Source organism: Streptomyces sp. NPDC029044 (assembly GCF_040637495.1).
GTDB lineage: Bacteria > Actinomycetota > Actinomycetes > Streptomycetales > Streptomycetaceae > Streptomyces.
In genome coordinates this window covers 1-15,424 of record NZ_JBEZWN010000105.1, presented here as the reverse complement: position 1 = coordinate 15,424, position 15,424 = coordinate 1, and the positions used below count along the sequence as shown (strand labels likewise).

At 73.4% G+C, this 15,424-nt stretch carries 10 protein-coding genes; 5 read left to right on the top strand and 5 right to left on the bottom strand.

Features of this window, described 5'->3' with window-relative positions:
* Window positions 1-271: 271 nt before the first annotated feature.
* Both lhgO and AB0E85_RS38255 read right to left on the bottom strand, forming a co-directional pair.
* Window positions 272-1,477, bottom strand: a complete 1,206-nt coding sequence (gene lhgO, locus AB0E85_RS38260; RefSeq protein ID WP_361937331.1) for an L-2-hydroxyglutarate oxidase — start codon at window positions 1,475-1,477, stop codon at window positions 272-274.
* Window positions 1,478-1,549: 72 nt separating this feature from the next.
* Window positions 1,550-2,974: a hypothetical protein gene (locus AB0E85_RS38255; RefSeq protein WP_033314299.1), complete on the bottom strand. Its 1,425-nt coding sequence runs from the start codon at window positions 2,972-2,974 to the stop codon at window positions 1,550-1,552.
* Between the two features lie 789 nt (window positions 2,975-3,763).
* On the opposite strand from AB0E85_RS38255, the gene AB0E85_RS38250 reads away from it, so the two are divergent.
* Both AB0E85_RS38250 and AB0E85_RS38245 read left to right on the top strand, forming a co-directional pair.
* Complete coding sequence (locus tag AB0E85_RS38250; RefSeq protein WP_184568105.1) at window positions 3,764-5,881, top strand: asparagine synthase-related protein; 2,118 nt, start codon at window positions 3,764-3,766, stop codon at window positions 5,879-5,881.
* Between the two features lie 456 nt (window positions 5,882-6,337).
* Window positions 6,338-6,472 (top strand): hypothetical protein, encoded by a 135-nt coding sequence (locus AB0E85_RS38245; RefSeq protein WP_361937328.1) that lies wholly within the window; start codon window positions 6,338-6,340, stop codon window positions 6,470-6,472.
* Window positions 6,473-6,488: 16 nt separating this feature from the next.
* On the opposite strand, the gene AB0E85_RS38240 is transcribed toward AB0E85_RS38245, so the two are convergent.
* Together AB0E85_RS38240 and AB0E85_RS38235 are read right to left on the bottom strand one after the other, a co-directional pair.
* Complete coding sequence (locus tag AB0E85_RS38240; RefSeq protein ID WP_361937326.1) at window positions 6,489-8,564, bottom strand: sigma-70 family RNA polymerase sigma factor; 2,076 nt, start codon at window positions 8,562-8,564, stop codon at window positions 6,489-6,491.
* Window positions 8,565-8,763: 199 nt separating this feature from the next.
* Complete coding sequence (locus tag AB0E85_RS38235) at window positions 8,764-9,528, bottom strand: helix-turn-helix domain-containing protein (protein WP_361937324.1); 765 nt, start codon at window positions 9,526-9,528, stop codon at window positions 8,764-8,766.
* A 375-nt stretch (window positions 9,529-9,903) separates the two neighbouring features.
* Here AB0E85_RS38235 and AB0E85_RS38230 point away from each other — a divergent pair, with 375 nt between their 5' ends.
* Both AB0E85_RS38230 and AB0E85_RS38225 read left to right on the top strand, forming a co-directional pair.
* The gene (locus tag AB0E85_RS38230) at window positions 9,904-11,283 is read left to right on the top strand and encodes an NAD(P)/FAD-dependent oxidoreductase (protein WP_361937322.1); all 1,380 of its coding nucleotides are present in this window, start codon (window positions 9,904-9,906) and stop codon (window positions 11,281-11,283) included.
* 173 nt (window positions 11,284-11,456) lie between these two features.
* Entirely contained in the window at window positions 11,457-13,118 is a 1,662-nt protein-coding gene (locus AB0E85_RS38225; protein ID WP_361937320.1) for a SpoIIE family protein phosphatase, read from the top strand.
* A gap of 13 nt (window positions 13,119-13,131) precedes the next feature.
* On the opposite strand, the gene AB0E85_RS38220 is transcribed toward AB0E85_RS38225, so the two are convergent.
* A complete protein-coding gene (locus tag AB0E85_RS38220) occupies window positions 13,132-14,397 on the bottom strand; it encodes an MFS transporter (protein ID WP_361937333.1) in 1,266 nt (421 codons plus the stop codon).
* A gap of 122 nt (window positions 14,398-14,519) precedes the next feature.
* Here AB0E85_RS38220 and AB0E85_RS38215 point away from each other — a divergent pair, with 122 nt between their 5' ends.
* Window positions 14,520-15,068 carry a MarR family transcriptional regulator gene (locus AB0E85_RS38215; RefSeq protein WP_033314308.1) on the top strand — a complete coding sequence of 183 codons (549 nt, stop codon included), beginning with the start codon at window positions 14,520-14,522 and terminating at the stop codon, window positions 15,066-15,068.
* Window positions 15,069-15,424 lie beyond the last annotated feature (356 nt).

The following is a 15,424-nucleotide window of genomic DNA, read 5'->3' as shown; positions in this document are numbered from 1 at the left end:
CGCGGGGTGGTGGGTGGGGGCCGCGCGGGGGGGTGTCCGTCCTCGGAACGGCGCGATGGGGCGTCATACCGACTGACTGGCGTTGACGCGCCAACCGCTGCGGGCGGACACCCCCCGGCACGTCCCCTGCTCGCCGTACGCGGGTGCGGGTCCGCGCCTCCTGCGGGCATGCGTGCCGCCTGGGGCGGCACAGGTGGGCGCAGGCGCTACCCCGCTCCGCCGGGCTGCGGATCCACCCGGCCTCAGCGGCAATGCCCGGCACCTGTGAGTCTCACAGCGCGCTCAACGCCCTGCGTGCCACCTCCCGGCCGATCGGCAAGGACGCCGTGGCCGCAGGGGACGGTGCGTTGAGGACATGGACGGTTCTGGCGCCCTCGCGGATCAGGAAGTCGTCGACCAGGGTTCCGTCGCGGAGAACCGCCTGCGCGCGCACGCCCGCGGCCGTCGGTACGAGGTCGCCCTCGGACACCCCGGGCAGCAGCCTGCCCACCGCCTCCGTGAAGGCCCGCTTGGACAGGGAGCGCCGCAGCTCACCCGCCCCGTACCGCCAGTGCCGGCGGGCTATCCGCCAGGAGCCGGGCCAGGCCAGGGTCGAGCCCAGCTCGCGCGGACGGACCGTGCCCCACCCGTAGCCCTCGCGGGCCAGCGCCGGCACCGCGTTGGGGCCGACATGGACGCCCCCGTCGATCCCCCGTGTGAGATGCACCCCGAGGAACGGGAACGCCGGGTCGGGCACCGGGTAGACCAGGCCGCGCACCAGCTCGGGCCGCGCCAGCTCGTAGTACTCACCCCGGAACGGCACGATCCGCATGTCCGGGTCGTCCCCGGTGAGCCGGGCGATCTCGTCGCACTGGAGACCGGCGCAGTTCACCAGGACCCGCCCGCGTACGACGTCCCCCGCGGCCGTGAGCACGGCGACCCCCCGCTCCGGGCGCCGGTCGACGCGCACGACCCGGGTGCCGTAGCGGATCTCCGCGCCCGAGCCGTGGGCCAGCCGGCGGGCGACCGCGACGAAGTCGCAGATGCCCGTCGTGCCGACGTGTATCGCGGCCAGGCCCCGCACCTCCGGCTCGTACTCCGCGATCTGGGAGGCGCCCAGCTCCCGCACCGGGATCCCGTTCTCCCGGCCGCGCTGTACTAGGGCGTGCAGGCGGGGCAGCTCCGCGCGGTCGGTGGCGACGATCAGCTTGCCGGTGACCGCGTGCGGGATGCCGTACTCGGCGCAGAACTTGACCATCTCCGCCGCGCCCCGCACCGCGTACCGCGCCTTGAGCGAGCCGGGGCGGTAGTAGATGCCGCTGTGGATGACGCCGCTGTTGCGGCCGGTCTGGTGGCGGGCCGGGCCCGGTTCCTTCTCCAGGACGGTGACACGTGTGCCCGGTGCCGCGCGGGTGATCGCGTACGCCGTCGACAGCCCGACGATTCCGCCGCCGATCACCAGCACGTCACAGTCGTACGTGATCCGCACGCGCACCACCTCCCGCCTCGATAGTGCACTGCGCCACTGACAATGCCTTCAAACGCGGGACGGGCGGCACACCTGCTCTTTCTACGCCGGGGCCATCAGCAGCGGCCGTGCACGCTCACGGAGCTCCACCACCCGGGGCTCGTCGCCGTACGGCTCCAGCCGGTGCAGGAGATCCTTCACGTACTCGGTGGTACGGGCCGAGGAGATCCGCCCGGCGACCTCCACCGCCCGCACCCCCTGTTCGCAGGCCGCGTCCAGGTTGCCCGACTCCAGTTCGGCGACCGCCGAGACGACCAGGCGCAGGCCGTGCGAGCGGACGAACTCCTCCGTCGGCTTCGACAGGGCCTGCTCGGTGAAGCGGCGGACCTGCCGGGGTGCCTTGAGGTCGCGGTAGCACTCGGCCGCGTCGGCGGCGAAACGGTCGTAGGAGTAGAAGCCGAGCCAGCTCGGGTCGTTGTCGCCGGGGCGGGCGCGCTCCAGCCAGCTCTCGGCAGCCTTCAGGGCGCCGCCGGCCGCCGGGGCGTCGTTGGCGCGGGCGTGCGCGCGTGCCTCCACGAGGCGGAAGAAGCTCATGGTGCGGGCCGTGGCCAGGCCGCGGTTGCGTTCGAGGGCGGCCTGGGCGAGGTCCACACCCTCGTCACCGAAGCCGCGGTAGGTGGCCTGGAGGGACATGGTGGCCAGCACGTAGCCCCCGAGGGGGACGTCCGCCGCCGCCCGGGCCAGGCGCAGGGCCTGGATGTAGTAGCGCTGGGCCGCTTCCTGCTGGCCCGTGTCGAAGGCCATCCAGCCGGCGAGCCGGGTGAGTTCGGCGGAGGCGCCGAAGAGGGCCCGGCCGACCTCGTCGGAGTACGAGCCGAGCAGCAGCGGGGCGGCCTCCACCCTTAAGCACTCGGGGACCATGGACGAACGCCAGTCGCCGCCGCCGTACTTGGAGTCCCAGCGCCGCGCGTCCTCGGCGGCCTCCCGCAGCTTCTGCACGTCGCTGTGGCCGACTTTGAGCGGTGCGCCGGAGCCCTCGCCGGGGCCCACGTCACGCGCGACCGAACTGTCGGCCGGGGTTATCAGCCATCGTGAGGCGGGCGTTGCGTATGCGCTCACCGCGAACGATCCGGCCAGCGACTGCCAGATGCCGCCGGACCCGGCCCGGCGGCCTGCGAGGTCGAGGCGGTACAGGTCGGTCGCGGACCGCACCGCCTGGCCGACGTCCCGCGGGAAGGCGAGGCCGACTTCGGGTGCGGGGTCCGCGTCCGCCAGCCCGATCTCGTGGAGCGGCACCGGGCGGCCGAGCTTCTGGCCGATGGCGGCTGCGATCAGGTGCGGAGCGGCGCCTTGCGGCACCATGCCCTTCGACACCCAGCGCGCCACCGACGTCTTGTCGTAGCGAAGTGTCAGTCCCCGCTGGGCGCCAAGGTCGTTGACGCGTCGCGCGAGGCCTGCGTTGGAGATTCCCGCGAGGGCGAGAACGGCGCCGAGTTTTTCGTTCGGCCCGCGTTGCTCCCTGGACATGCGCCACCCCTCGACACAGACGGCTGCCGCGCTGGCATAACCATGCGGCATTCGTAAACCCAGCGTAGTTCGCCGCATCCCAAGCGTTAAGGGGCATTGTTCCGGTTGGCGGGATTGTGGTCCGTACTGAAGTACGGTTCAGATACGGGCTGTTGCGACGTGCTCCCGCTGTGTGGCCGTGCGCCTGTCCGTGCGCTCTTCTCCGGCCACCACGGGAGCGGTTCCATGGTCATTGCGTGGGTCGGCCCGCTGTACTGGATCCAGTGGGCTGGGGGACACCGCCGCCTTCATCCCCGCGGGCGGCGGAACGGTCCGGGAGGCGTGCTCCGTCTCCCGGACTGCGCGACCGGGTGGCAGGGCGCACAGCCTGTACGGAGCGTGTTCGAGGCTGCCCGCCCGATATCGATTTGGCTGAAAAGCGACCCCGTTGGTCGTGGGGTATCAAGCCTCCTACCACGGCAGTTGAGGGCGCGCCGGGCGTGATTGGGGCGCGTTCCGGGGGCGCATTCGCGTCGCAGTCGTACCGGAGACATGTCGCCGGTACGCCTTGATTCTTGGCCGTCCTTTCGCTTTGCGCGGCCCGGCCGCGGTCGTCTCCGACTGCCGTTCGTGCCCGACTCGTCGGGAACGTGCGGGTGTTCGGGATCCCGCAGAGGGGTGGGCGGCTCCGCCGGGGCGCATTCGGCGGAGCGCAAGCGGCGTCGGCACCCTCTGGAACGCTTCCTTCATGGCAGCATGGTGAACCGGTTCGTACGGTGCACTGGTTGTCCACAGCCTGTGGAGGCGGCGATGCGGTGGTTGGTGGGGTGGAGCAGCACCGCCGCGGGAGCCGTCGCTGCCGGCTCGGCGGGGGCCACCGGCAGCGAGGGCGAGACGCTGCACCCGGTGGGGTCCCAACTCCTGTGGGGCGACCCCGATCCGCTGTGGGCGGTCGGCGACTGGCGCCCCGACGAGGTGCGCGTCGTGAAGGCCGACGACCGGACCAGGATCGCCGTCCTCGGCATCTGCGGCGCCACCGACGAGCAGCTGCGCGTCGCGCTGTTCGCCGCACGCGGTGGTGCACTCCGGCATCTGACCGCCTGGCCGGGCAGCTACACCGCGATCGTCCAGGTCGGCAGGCGCATCACCGTCTGCGGCGATCTCGCGGGCGCGCGGCCGGTGTTCCACACGCCCTGGGCCGGCGGCACGGCGTACGCGACCGCCGCGCTGCCGCTGGCCGACCTCATCGAGGCCAACCTGGACTTCGGGCACCTCGCCGCGCTGCTGGCCGCCCCGGACGTGCCCGCCGCGCTGCACGACTCCACGCCGTACGACGGCGTGAAGCGCATTCCGCCCGGGCATGCCCTCATCCTGCGCGCCGGGGCGCGCGAGATCGCCGGGTACGAGCCGGTCGCCTCGCTGGCCGTGGCGGCGCCTCCCGCCGATCCCGACAGCGCGGTCGACGCGGTGCGCGACGCGCTCGTGGAGGCCGTACGGACGCGGCTGTCCGCGCCGCGGCACGTCCCCGGGGCGGACATAGACCCGGGACCGGTGCCCGGCATGGGCCCCGCCGAGCGGCGGGCCGCCCGCGGGATGCCGGTGCCGGGGATCGGCGCGGACCTGTCCGGCGGGCCGGCCTCCGGCGCGCTGGCACTGCTGGCCGCGGGCCTGCCCGGGATGCCGGGCACGGTGCTGGGGCACGGCACCGGCGCGGGCGAGCGGCTGCTCGCCGTGACGTTCAACGACCTCGCCGTCGGCGGGCGGGAGGCCGAGCTGGAGCGGGCGGGCGCCCTGGCGGCGAACCCGCGGCTGCACCACGTCGTCGTGGCGGGCGGCGAGGAGACCCTGCCGTACGCCGACCTGGACGGGCCGCTGACCGACGAGCCCGGGCCGTGCCTGGTCTCCGCGGCGCGTCACCGGGCCCGGCTTGCGGCGGGCAGCGCGGACCACTTCACCGGCTACGGCGCCCGTCAGGTCCTGGACGCCCATCCCGCGCGCCTCGCCGACCTGCTGATGGACCGGCGGCGGCGGCATCTCGTGCGGCCGGTCGCCGCCCTGACCAAGGCCGACGGGTCGGTGCTGGTGCCGGCGCGCGTGTACGCGGCGGCCCGGCGGTTGTCCCGGACGCCGTACCGGTCGGGCGTCGAGTCCCTCGCCGAGCGTCTGCTCGACCCCCGCTCCGACGACGGCCTCGACGCGCCCGGCGGCGCGCTGGATGCCTCGCTCGCCGCGCTGACCTGGGGCAGACCCGGGCCGGCGGCGCGCTGGCTGACCGGTGAGGCGCTCGCTGAAGTATCGGTTCGCCTTCAGGCGTCGACCCACCGGTCGGAGCTGGTGGGGCCGGGGCAGCGGCCGGGTGACTTCCGCGCGCGTGCGGCGCTGGCGCGTCATGCGGCCGATCTGCGGGTGCTGGAGCAGGCCGCGGAGGTCCGCTTCCAGCGGCTGCACGCGCCGTTCCTCGACAACCAGGTCGTCCGCGCGGCCCGGGCGCTGCCCGAGGCACTTCGGGTGCGACCGGGGGCGCGGGCGGCGATCCTGCGGACGGTGCTGGAGGGAGCCGGGGTCCGGGAGCTGCCGCCCGGCTGGGGTGCCCCGACCCAGGCGACGGAGGCGGCCGCGGAGCGTACGGGGCTGCGGGTGGCGGCGGACTCCCTGGTCGCCCTGTTCGACACCCCACTGCTGGCCGAGGCGGGCCTGGTCGAGGCCCGTGTGGTGCGCAAGGCGCTGCGCGGCGCCGCGGCGGGTGAGCCGCTGCCCCTGGACGGCCTCGCGGACCTGGTCGCCCTGGAGCTCTGGCTCCGCCGTCTGCTGTCGCGGCGCGGCACGTGCTGGACGGGCACACCGGCGAGGCAGCGCGCGGTACCGGCGGGCATCGCGCCGCAGCGGGGGGCGTTGGGGGCGGGGGCCGGTGGGGGGCGGCGGGTGTAGCGCCTTCTCGCCGGGCGGTGGGTCGGGGCCGTGCCGGGGGGTGTCCGTCCTCGGAACGGCGCGATGGGGTCTCACGCCGACTGACTCCCCGTTGACGCGCCGACCGCTGCGGACGGACCCCCCGACACGTCCCTCGTGCAGGCGGCGGGTGCGTATCCGCTCAGCTGAGGGCATGCGTGCCGCCCCCGCTGCGGGCATGCGTGCCGCTAAGGGCGGCACGGTGGGCGCCGCGGCACCCCGTTCCGCCGGGTTGCGGACCCACCCGGCCTCAGCAGCAACGTCGGCGCCCCGTTCCGCCGGATCGTGCGTTCACCCGGGCCAGCGACAACCCCGAACCGCACGCAGCCCCCGGGGCCACGCCCCGGACCGAAAACACCCCGCCCCCAAGCCCCACCCCCGCCGCACCGCCGACCGCTGGCGCTCCGGCCGCCCGCGCTCCCTGCCGGAGCGCGCCCCGTGGAGCGGGCCGAGGCCGCCGTCCGCGCCGCACTGGGCAGTGCCGGGTGCGAGGCGGAGCGTGCACGGGGCACGGAGCTCACCGCGGACGAGGTCCTGAGCGAGCTGGACGAGGCGTGCAGCGCATACGTGTGAGCCGCTCCACCGCGGGCTAGCCGCAGGTGAACCTGGACTCCGCCCAGTCCACCGGCATCAGGTCGTCCAGGGCGCTGCGCGGTTCCACCACCAGCCGGACCGTGCTGCGGCCGGCTAGGTTCACATGGACGGGCACCGCCGGGTCACCGCCCTCGACCAGCGGCGACCGCCACAGCCGCACCCCGTCGGCGTAGACGGAGAAGTACACCTTGCCGAGCCGCAGCGTCATGTCGTCCACCCCCACCAGCGCGTCGTACGACGAACAGGGGCGGTTGAGGTCGATGGTGACGGACGAGCGGCCGTGCACGGTGACGCCGTGCGCGTACCGCTGGGCCCCGACCGACAGGCCGGACCGCTTCCAGACCCAGCTGCTCGAACCGATCCGCATCTCGGGCTTCGTGCCGTCGCCGTTGATGTCGTACGACAGTTCGCTCCACTGGTAGACGGCCGGGGCGGGCGGGGGCGGCGGGGGAGTGGGCGTCGGTGTGGGGGACGGAGGCGGTGTCGGCCTCGGGGACTCGGGCGGTGGAGCGGGGGTCCGGGTCGGCTTGGGGGCCGGGTCCGGGTCCTGGTCCGGTTCTGGACTCGGGCCGGTTCTGGAGCTCGGTGCCGGCGCGGGCGTCTGGGCGCGCGCGGGCAGGATCCCCGGCGGTCGCGGCCCCGGTCCGGGCCGTGAGGAGGACGGCGGGGGCGAGGGCGTGGGCTCACCCGGGCGCGCCACCGACGACGGCGGAGGGGCTGAGGGGGTGCCCTGGGCCTCCGGCTTCGGTTTCTCGTTGCCGGCCAGTGCCATCACCACCGCCGCCACCACACCGACGGCGACCACACCGGCCGCGATACCGGCCTTCACCGGCGCACCGACCCCCTCGGAGGCCCCCACACCACCCCCGCCGGCTGAACCGCCGCTCCCCGCGGCCGAACCGGTGGCTGAGCCGCCGCTTCCCGTGGCTGCCCCGCCGGCCGAACCGGCGGCTGAGCCGCCGCCTCCCGCGGCCGTCCCGCCTCCCGCAGCCGCCCCGCCGGCGGAGCCACCGGCCGCCGCCGCCCCCGCCGCACCGGCCGCCCCCGCGCCCCCGGCGATGAGCCCGGCCGCCTTCGCGTACCCGGCGGCACCCAACCAGCCGATGACCGCGACCGGCACGACGGCCGGGATGCCGCCGGCCACTTCCTCGATCTGCAGGGCCGCCAGCCGGCACTTCGCGCACTCGTCCAGGTGCTTGCGCAGCCCCCGCTCGGCCCGGGTGCGCAGCCGCCCGCGGGCGTAGGTGCCGAGCTGGTCGGCGTAGCGCGCGCACTCCTCGTCGTCGGTGAGCGTGGCGCTGACGTGTGCTTGGAGGTAGGCCTGCTTGAGGCCCTCGCGGGCCCGGCTGGCGAGCACACGGGTGCCGTTAGCGTCCAGCCCGAACAGCGTGGCGACCTCGCTGGGCGACTCGTCCTCGACCTCGGTGTGCCACAGCACGGCCTGCCAGCGCTCCGGCAGCGACCGGAAGGCCCGCATGGCCATGGACTGCTCGGCCTGGTGCATCGCCCGTACGTCGGCGCCCAGTTCGAGCGTGGCGTCGTCGGACACGTCGGGCCCTCGTGCGGACTGGGCGGCGAACACCGCGAAGTCGTCGACGAGCTGCTCGCGCCGCGCCGACCTCGTCCAGGAGGCGGCCACGCGCCGGACGGAGGTGAGCAGGTAGGCGCGCACGGCGTGCGCCGGGCCCGCGCCGCCGCGCACCGCCTGGAGCATGCGGGCGAAGACCTCGGCGGTCAGGTCGTCCGCGGTGTGGGCGTCACGGCAGCAGGTGCGGGCGTACCGGCGCACGGCTTGCGCATGGCGCCGGTACAGCTCCTCGTACGCCGTGTCGTCGCCCGAGCGCATCCGGTCGATGAGGTCGGCGTCGGACGGCGGCAGCGCACGCGGCGGCGGCAGGACGCCGTCCTCGCGCCGGTCGCGCTGGGCCGGGACCGAGCCCTCCACAGGGTGTCCGCCGGGCGGCACGCTCGCGCGGCCGCCCTGGCTCGGCACCTGCGGCGGGGACGGGTCGCCGGCCGCGGCGTCACCGCTCCCACTGCCGCTCGACTCGTCCCGACCGTCAACGCTCATCGCGGAAAGCCCCCGCCAGCCGCCCAACCCGTCCAGACCACCGGGTCAGCGTGCCATATTGGCTTTTGGTCAGACCCCAGGAGTTCGAACCATCACTCATCCGTGGGCATGCGCCGCACGGCAGTACTAGCCGTCACTCATTCGGGGAAGGCTTCCCTTTTCCCTCAGGTCCCGGCCCTCAGGACCCGGAGGGGACGGCTCACGCCGGTCGCGAGCGCAGCCCCTCCAGCAGGATGTCCAGCAGCCGGGCCGACGCGGCCGCCTGCTGCGCGGCGTCCGGCAGCGAGGGCGCGGCCGTGGCGATCACCAGCAGCACGTCCGACACCGACACGTCCGCCCGCAGCTCACCGGCCGCACGCGCCCGGTCCACGAGCTGGCCCACGACCTCCAGCAGCGCCGACGTCCCGGCGTCGTCCTCGCCCGCGACCACCGGCACCGCGGCGACCGCGACCGGCTGGTCCGGCACCAGCCGCAGCTCCGTCCCGCCCGGCTGGGTCCGCTGCTGCGGCACCCGCGGGCCTGCGGTGCCGTCCTCGACCGAGACCCGCAGCACCTGCGGCGGCAGCAGCCGCCCGGCACCCGAGGCCACCGACGTCCGCAGGAAGCGCGACAGCGCCGACCACGGCTCGTCCTCCTGCCCGAGCGCCGCACGCGCCTGGTCGGTCAGCCGGGAGGTCTCCTCCTCGGCTATCCGCCGCACCAGGACGTCCTTGCTCGGGAACCGCCGGTACACGGTGCCCACACCGACCCGCGCGCGCCGCGCCACGTCCTCCATCGGCGCGCCGTACCCCAGCTCGCCGAAGACCTCGCGCGCCGCCCGCAGCACGTGCTCCAGATTGCGCTGTGCGTCCACGCGCAGCGGCGTCGTCCGCGATACGTCGCGTCCGCTGCCCGCCGCGCTCATCGTCATGCCACCCGCCGCGACCGCGGACGCCGGCGACCAATGAGAGTCCTGAACATGCATAAGCATTCCCCCGGTAATGACGTCTCCCCCCGGAGACACTCCCCGCCATTCGATGCCGGGGCCAGGGAACGGCTCGGGTCCGCGGGTCCGCCCGTCGCGGACCCGGTGAGCACATCCCCCTACACCCCGTCGACACACGAACATAGTTGAGAGGGAGTCAATTCAGAAGGGGCACGTTCCGCACGGAGCGCCCACCGATCGGAGTACGGGTCGTATACGTCCTGAATGTGCCCCCGTGCGCCCCTCGCACCACCCCCTCTGACCTGCGCATATGAGCAGCAGGTCCGGATTCCGGCCAACTCCGCTCGCTCTCCCGCTCCGGTCACACAATTCGTCGAGGCTGTGGACAAACTCCAGCGTCGGGTGCGTCATGGGATGGTGAAGGAACGTGCGCGCATTCTCGTTGTCGGTGGTGGCTACGTCGGGATGTACACGGCCCTGCGCCTCCAGCGCAGACTGAAACGGGAACTGGACCGGGGCGAGGTGGAGATCACCGTCGTCACCCCCGACCCGTACATGACCTACCAGCCGTTCCTCCCCGAGGCCGCGGCGGGCGCCATCTCCCCGCGCCACGTCGTCGTGCCGCTGCGCCGCGTCCTCGACCGGTGCCGGGTCCTGATCGGCGAGGCCACCGCCGTCGACCACGCCAAACGCACCGCCACCGTCACCACCCTCGCCACCGAGGAAGAGGGCACGGGCGGACAGCGGCTGCCCTACGACGAACTCGTCCTCGCCCCCGGCTCCGTCTCGCGCACCCTGCCGATCCCCGGCCTCGCCGAGCACGGCATCGGCTTCAAGACCGTCGAGGAGGCCATCGGCCTGCGCAACCACGTCATCGAGCAGATGGACATCGCCTCCTCCACCCGCGACCCCGCGATCCGCGACGCGGCCCTCACCTTCGTCTTCGTCGGCGGCGGCTTCGCGGGCGTGGAGGCGCTCGGCGAACTGGAGGACATGGCCCGCTACGCCGCGCGCTACTACCACAACGTCCAGCCCGACGACATGAAGTGGATCCTCGTCGAGGCCTCGGACCGCATCCTGCCCGAGGTCGGCGAGGAGATGGGCCGCTACACCGTCACCGAACTGCGCCGCCGCAACATCGACGTCCGCCTGAAGACCCGCCTCGAATCCTGCGCCGACCGGGTCGCCGCCCTCAGCGACGGAGCCCGCTTCCCCACCCGTACGGTCGTCTGGACGGCCGGCGTGAAACCCCACCCGGTGCTCGCCGCCACCGACCTGCCGCGCAACGGCCGCGGACGCCTCACCTGTACACCGGAACTGTCGGTCGAGGGCACCACGCACGCGTGGGCCGCGGGAGACGCCGCCGCCGTTCCCGACGTCACGGCCGGAGAACCGGGCCGCGAGTGCGCCCCCAACGCCCAGCACGCCGTCCGTCAGGCCAAGGTCCTGGCGGACAACATCGTGCACTCCCTGCGCGGCGAACCCCTGGAGACGTACGAACACGCCTACGCCGGCTCGGTCGCCTCCCTGGGCCTGCACAAGGGCGTCGCCCACGTCTACGGACGCAAGCTCAAGGGTTACCCCGCCTGGTTCATGCACCGCGCCTACCACCTCAGCCGCGTGCCCACCTTCAACCGCAAGGCGCGCGTGCTGGCCGAATGGGCCCTGGCCGGCCTGTTCAAGCGGGAGATCGTCTCCCTGGGGTCACTCGAACACCCCCGGGCGGAGTTCGAACTCGCGGCCGGTGGAAAGCCTTCTCAGGACCCCCCGCACAACCCGAAGGGGTCGTCCTGACCGGACCCAGGAACTCCACCGGCCGGCCCGGCGTCTGACGGATGTCGGTCCGGTCCGCGCACTGCCAGACTGGTCCACCACCGCGGCGTGCCACCCCACGTCCCGGTGCGGGCCCCCCGGGGCCCCGGCCGGTTCCGGTGCCGGCCGCCGACCACTACACGAGGCAAGGATTCGTGAACTTCACGCGCTGGAGCGCCCGGCTCCCCGGAACGCAGCGCCGCGCCGCAGCGCGGACCGAGCAGACGGCCTCCCCGGACCGGCGGGGGGAAGGCTCCGTACCCGCCGCCCGTGCCGAACGACTGACCGACGATGCGCCGTCCGTACCCGCCGTCGACGAACTGCGGGTGCGTGAGGTCCTCGACCGCGTCCCGTCCCTCGTCGCCCTGGTCCACGGCCCCGACCACCGCATCGCCTACGTCAACGACGCCTACACGACCGCCTTCGGCGTACGCCCCCTGGGCGAACGCGCCCGCGAGGCCCTCCCCGAGCTGGACGGCCTCGGCCTGTTCCCCCTCCTGGACCAGGTCCAGCGCAGCGGCAAACCGCGCACGGTCAAGTCCCGCAAGGCCCCCGACGGCCGCTCCTACACGTTCACCTGCACCCCGGTCGCCCAGGGCGAGGGCGGCAGCGAGGGCCGCGGTGTCCTCGTCTTCGCCACCGACGTCACCGACCACGCCGAAGCCGCCGAACGCCTGCGCGCCAGCGAACGCCGCCAGCGTGAAACGGCGGTCACGCTCCAGCGCTCCCTGCTCCCGCAGGAGCTCGAACAGCCGGACGACCTGCGCATCGCCGCCACGTACCACCCCGGCGGCACGGAAGCCGCGGTCGGCGGCGACTGGTACGACGTCATCACCCTCGGCGGCGGCCGCACGGCCCTGGTCATCGGCGACGTCATGGGCCGTGGCGTCCGTGCCGCCGCGGTCATGGGCCAGCTCCGCACGGCGGTCCGCGCCTACGCCCGCCTCGACCTCCCCCCGCACGAGGTCCTCCAGCTCCTGGACGGCCTGGCCGCCGAGATCGACGCCAACCAGATCGCCACGTGCGCGTACGCCATCCACGACCCGAACGAGGGCAAGCTGATCTACTCCTCGGCGGGCCACCTCCCGATCCTCGTCCGCGACGAGAACGGCACGGTCCTGCGCGCCGACGAACCCACCGGCCCCCCGCTCGGCACCGGCGGCTGGATGCACACCTCGGGCTCGATCCCCCTCGCCCCCGGCTCCACGGCGGTCCTCTACACGGACGGCCTGGTCGAGCGCCGCGACGCGGACCTGGACGAGGGCATCGCCGCCCTGGAGCGCGCCCTGGCCGGCGCCACCGGCACACCCCAGGTCGTCTGCGACCGGCTGGTCCGCTCGGCCGGTGTCACGCCCGACCACGACGACGACGTGGCCGTCCTGGTCCTCCAGCACCCGGCCCGCGCGGGCGCGGAGGGCGAGCTCTTCCGCAACGCCGCCCTGGAACTCCTGGGCGGCGTGGAAGCGGCCCCCCGCGCGCGTGCCTTCGCGTCCGGCGTCCTGACCAGCTGGCGCTTCCCCGCCGACCTGCACGACCTGGGCGTCCTGGCCACCAGCGAACTCGTCGCCAACTCCCTCCAGCACGGCACCCCGCCGATGCGCCTGCGTCTGCGCCGCACGGACAGACGCCTGATCATCGAGGTCACCGACGGCGACGACCACCTCCCCAGACGCCGCCGCGCGGAACCGGGCGACGAATCGGGCCGGGGCATCGCCATCGTCGCCACGATCGCGTCGAACTGGGGCTGCCGCCGCACACCGGGCGGCGGCAAGGCGGTCTGGTGCGAATTCGCCCTGCCCCGCACCCAGACCACCTAGACGGGACCCGGGATCAGACGTCCGCGGAAACGGGCGCCCCACCCCGCGCCACGACCCGGCTCTTGCCGAGCCACGGCTGATCCTGCACCTCCGTCAGCTGCCGCCCCAACCGCACGGCCAGGACGGAGATCCCCAGGGAGAACACCAGGAACGCGACGATGTACGGCGCGTGCAGCGAGGCCCCCAGCGGCCCGCCCACCGCCGGCCCGACGGCCAGCGCGAGCTGCTTGACCAGGGCGAACGCCGAGTTGTACTGCCCGGCCATGCCCTCCGGCGCGAGATCCGCGACCAGCGGGGCCACGGTCGGCGACAGCATCGCCTCACCCAGCCCGAACAGCGCGTACGTCGACACGAACGCGGCCGTCGCCATCTCCTGGCTCCCGTGCCCGAGCCCCGCGTACCCGGCGACGGCCCACGCCACGGCCCAGATCAGCCCGACAGCGGCGATCACCCGCGACCGCCGGCGCCGCTCCACGAACCGCAGCACGGCGAACTGCGCGATGACGATCACCAGCGTGTTGGCGGCGAGCGCGGTCCCGAGCGCGGACGTCGATATCCCCGCGGCCTCGACCCCGTACGCACTCAGCCCCGACTCGAACTGCCCGTAGCAGGCGAAGAAGAGCACGAAGCCCAGCACGCACAGCTGCACCATGGCCCGGTTGCCCAGCAGCTGCTTCCAGCTGCCCCGGCCCGACGCCTTGGGGGCGTCCTCGATCTGCGGCGCGTGCGGCATCCGCACGGTCACCATCACCACGACGAGCAGCAGGAACATCGCCGCCTCGATCGCGAAGAGGAGAGTGAAGGAGGCGGCACTGGTCGTGTCGACCAGATGACCACCGATGAGGCCACCGACACCGAGCCCGAGGTTCTGAAGGAAGAACTGCATGGCGAAGGCACGCGACCGCGTCTCGGCCGACGAGCAGTCCACGATCATCGTCGCGAGCGCCGGCTGCATCACGGCCTGCCCCGCCCCCAGCAGGGAGGCGGACACCAGCACGGCCGCCGCGCTGCTCGCGATCCCCAGACTGAGCGCACCCAGAGCGGCGGTGATCAGGGCGGCGAGCAACACCGGCAGCGGGCCCCGCCGGACGATGGCCCGCCCGGCGAACGGCAGCACCACCAGCGCGGCCACGGCGAAGACGGCGAGTACGAGACCCGCCGTCATGGCCCCAAGACCTCGCACCTGCGCCACGTAGACGTACAGGTACGGGACCGTGAAGCCGAGCCCGAACGCGCTGAGTGCGTTACCCACGTGAATCCGGCGCATCGCTGCGCCCATCGCCCTGGTCACGTTCACCTCTCTCAGAAGTTAGGAGTGAAGACTTCGAAACTAAAGTTCGAAGCTAAAGAGTACATATCCAAGGACTTCAAGGCAAAGAGTGGCCGTGCGATACTGCGCACATGGGCGACACCGCCGGCCCCAGCGAGCCGACCCTCGAAGAGCAGATCGCCGCGTACCAGCGCGAGTTCCAGGACCTCGACCCCCAGGTCGAGCAGATCGTCTCGGCCCTCTCCCGCCTGAACCGCCGCATGAACGTCGCCTACGGCCGTCAGACCTCGGCCCTCGGCATCAGCAACGCGGAGTGGGAGGTCCTCAAGGCCCTTGTCCTCTCCGGAGCTCCCTACCGCCTGGGCCCCAGCGACCTCGCCAAGCGCCTCGGCCTCACCCCGGCCGCGATGACCCACCGGATCGACCGCATGGTCGCCGAATCTCTGGTGACCCGTGAGCGAGACGAGTCCAACCGCGTACGAGTCATCGTGGAGCTGACATCCGAGGGGCGAGAGAAGTGGCTGGAGGCGATGCGCCTGGCGTCGGTCTTCGAGGAGGACCTGCTCCAGGACCTGTCCCCCGACGAGCGCACGGCACTGGGCGAGGTGCTCACGCGCCTGCTGCGCCGGGTCGAGCACGCGCAGCCGGACGCCGGCGGGCGTCTCACCGACCTGGACTGACGCGCGGGCCGAAAAGATCTTGACAGGGTGGCTTGACAGCCCCATGCCGCATCCGTAAAGTTCTTCGGGTTGCCGCAGAGCCGTAACGGTTCTTCGACAGCACTTCCGCCGCAGCAGCGGCACCCCAAACCACCAGCTCGACATCCCGACGGGGTTGTTTTCGGCGTGCCCGAATTCAATTCGAATTGGGACTCGACGACCTGATCGACTCCGAACGGCTTCGATTTGGGAATCGCCGAGAGGGCGCGCTAAGGTTAGGGACGTCGGAACGGCCCAACAGCCGCGAAGACAAACCCCGCTGACCGGGGATCAGGCCCGAAAGGATCTGATAGAGTCGGAACCGCCGGAAAGGGAAA

Bases quoted from the DNA above. Each gene is read 5' to 3' on its own strand.
- AB0E85_RS38255 (WP_033314299.1), bottom strand. From the start codon at position 2,974: ATGTCCAGGGAGCAACGCGGGCCGAACGAAAAACTCGGCGCCGTTCTC.
- AB0E85_RS38250 (WP_184568105.1), top strand. From the start codon at position 3,764: ATGCGGTGGTTGGTGGGGTGGAGCAGCACCGCCGCGGGAGCCGTCGCT.
- AB0E85_RS38240 (WP_361937326.1), bottom strand. From the start codon at position 8,564: ATGAGCGTTGACGGTCGGGACGAGTCGAGCGGCAGTGGGAGCGGTGAC.
- AB0E85_RS38235 (WP_361937324.1), bottom strand. From the start codon at position 9,528: ATGCATGTTCAGGACTCTCATTGGTCGCCGGCGTCCGCGGTCGCGGCG.
- AB0E85_RS38230 (WP_361937322.1), top strand. From the start codon at position 9,904: ATGGTGAAGGAACGTGCGCGCATTCTCGTTGTCGGTGGTGGCTACGTC.
- AB0E85_RS38220 (WP_361937333.1), bottom strand. From the start codon at position 14,397: ATGGGCGCAGCGATGCGCCGGATTCACGTGGGTAACGCACTCAGCGCG.
- AB0E85_RS38215 (WP_033314308.1), top strand. From the start codon at position 14,520: ATGGGCGACACCGCCGGCCCCAGCGAGCCGACCCTCGAAGAGCAGATC.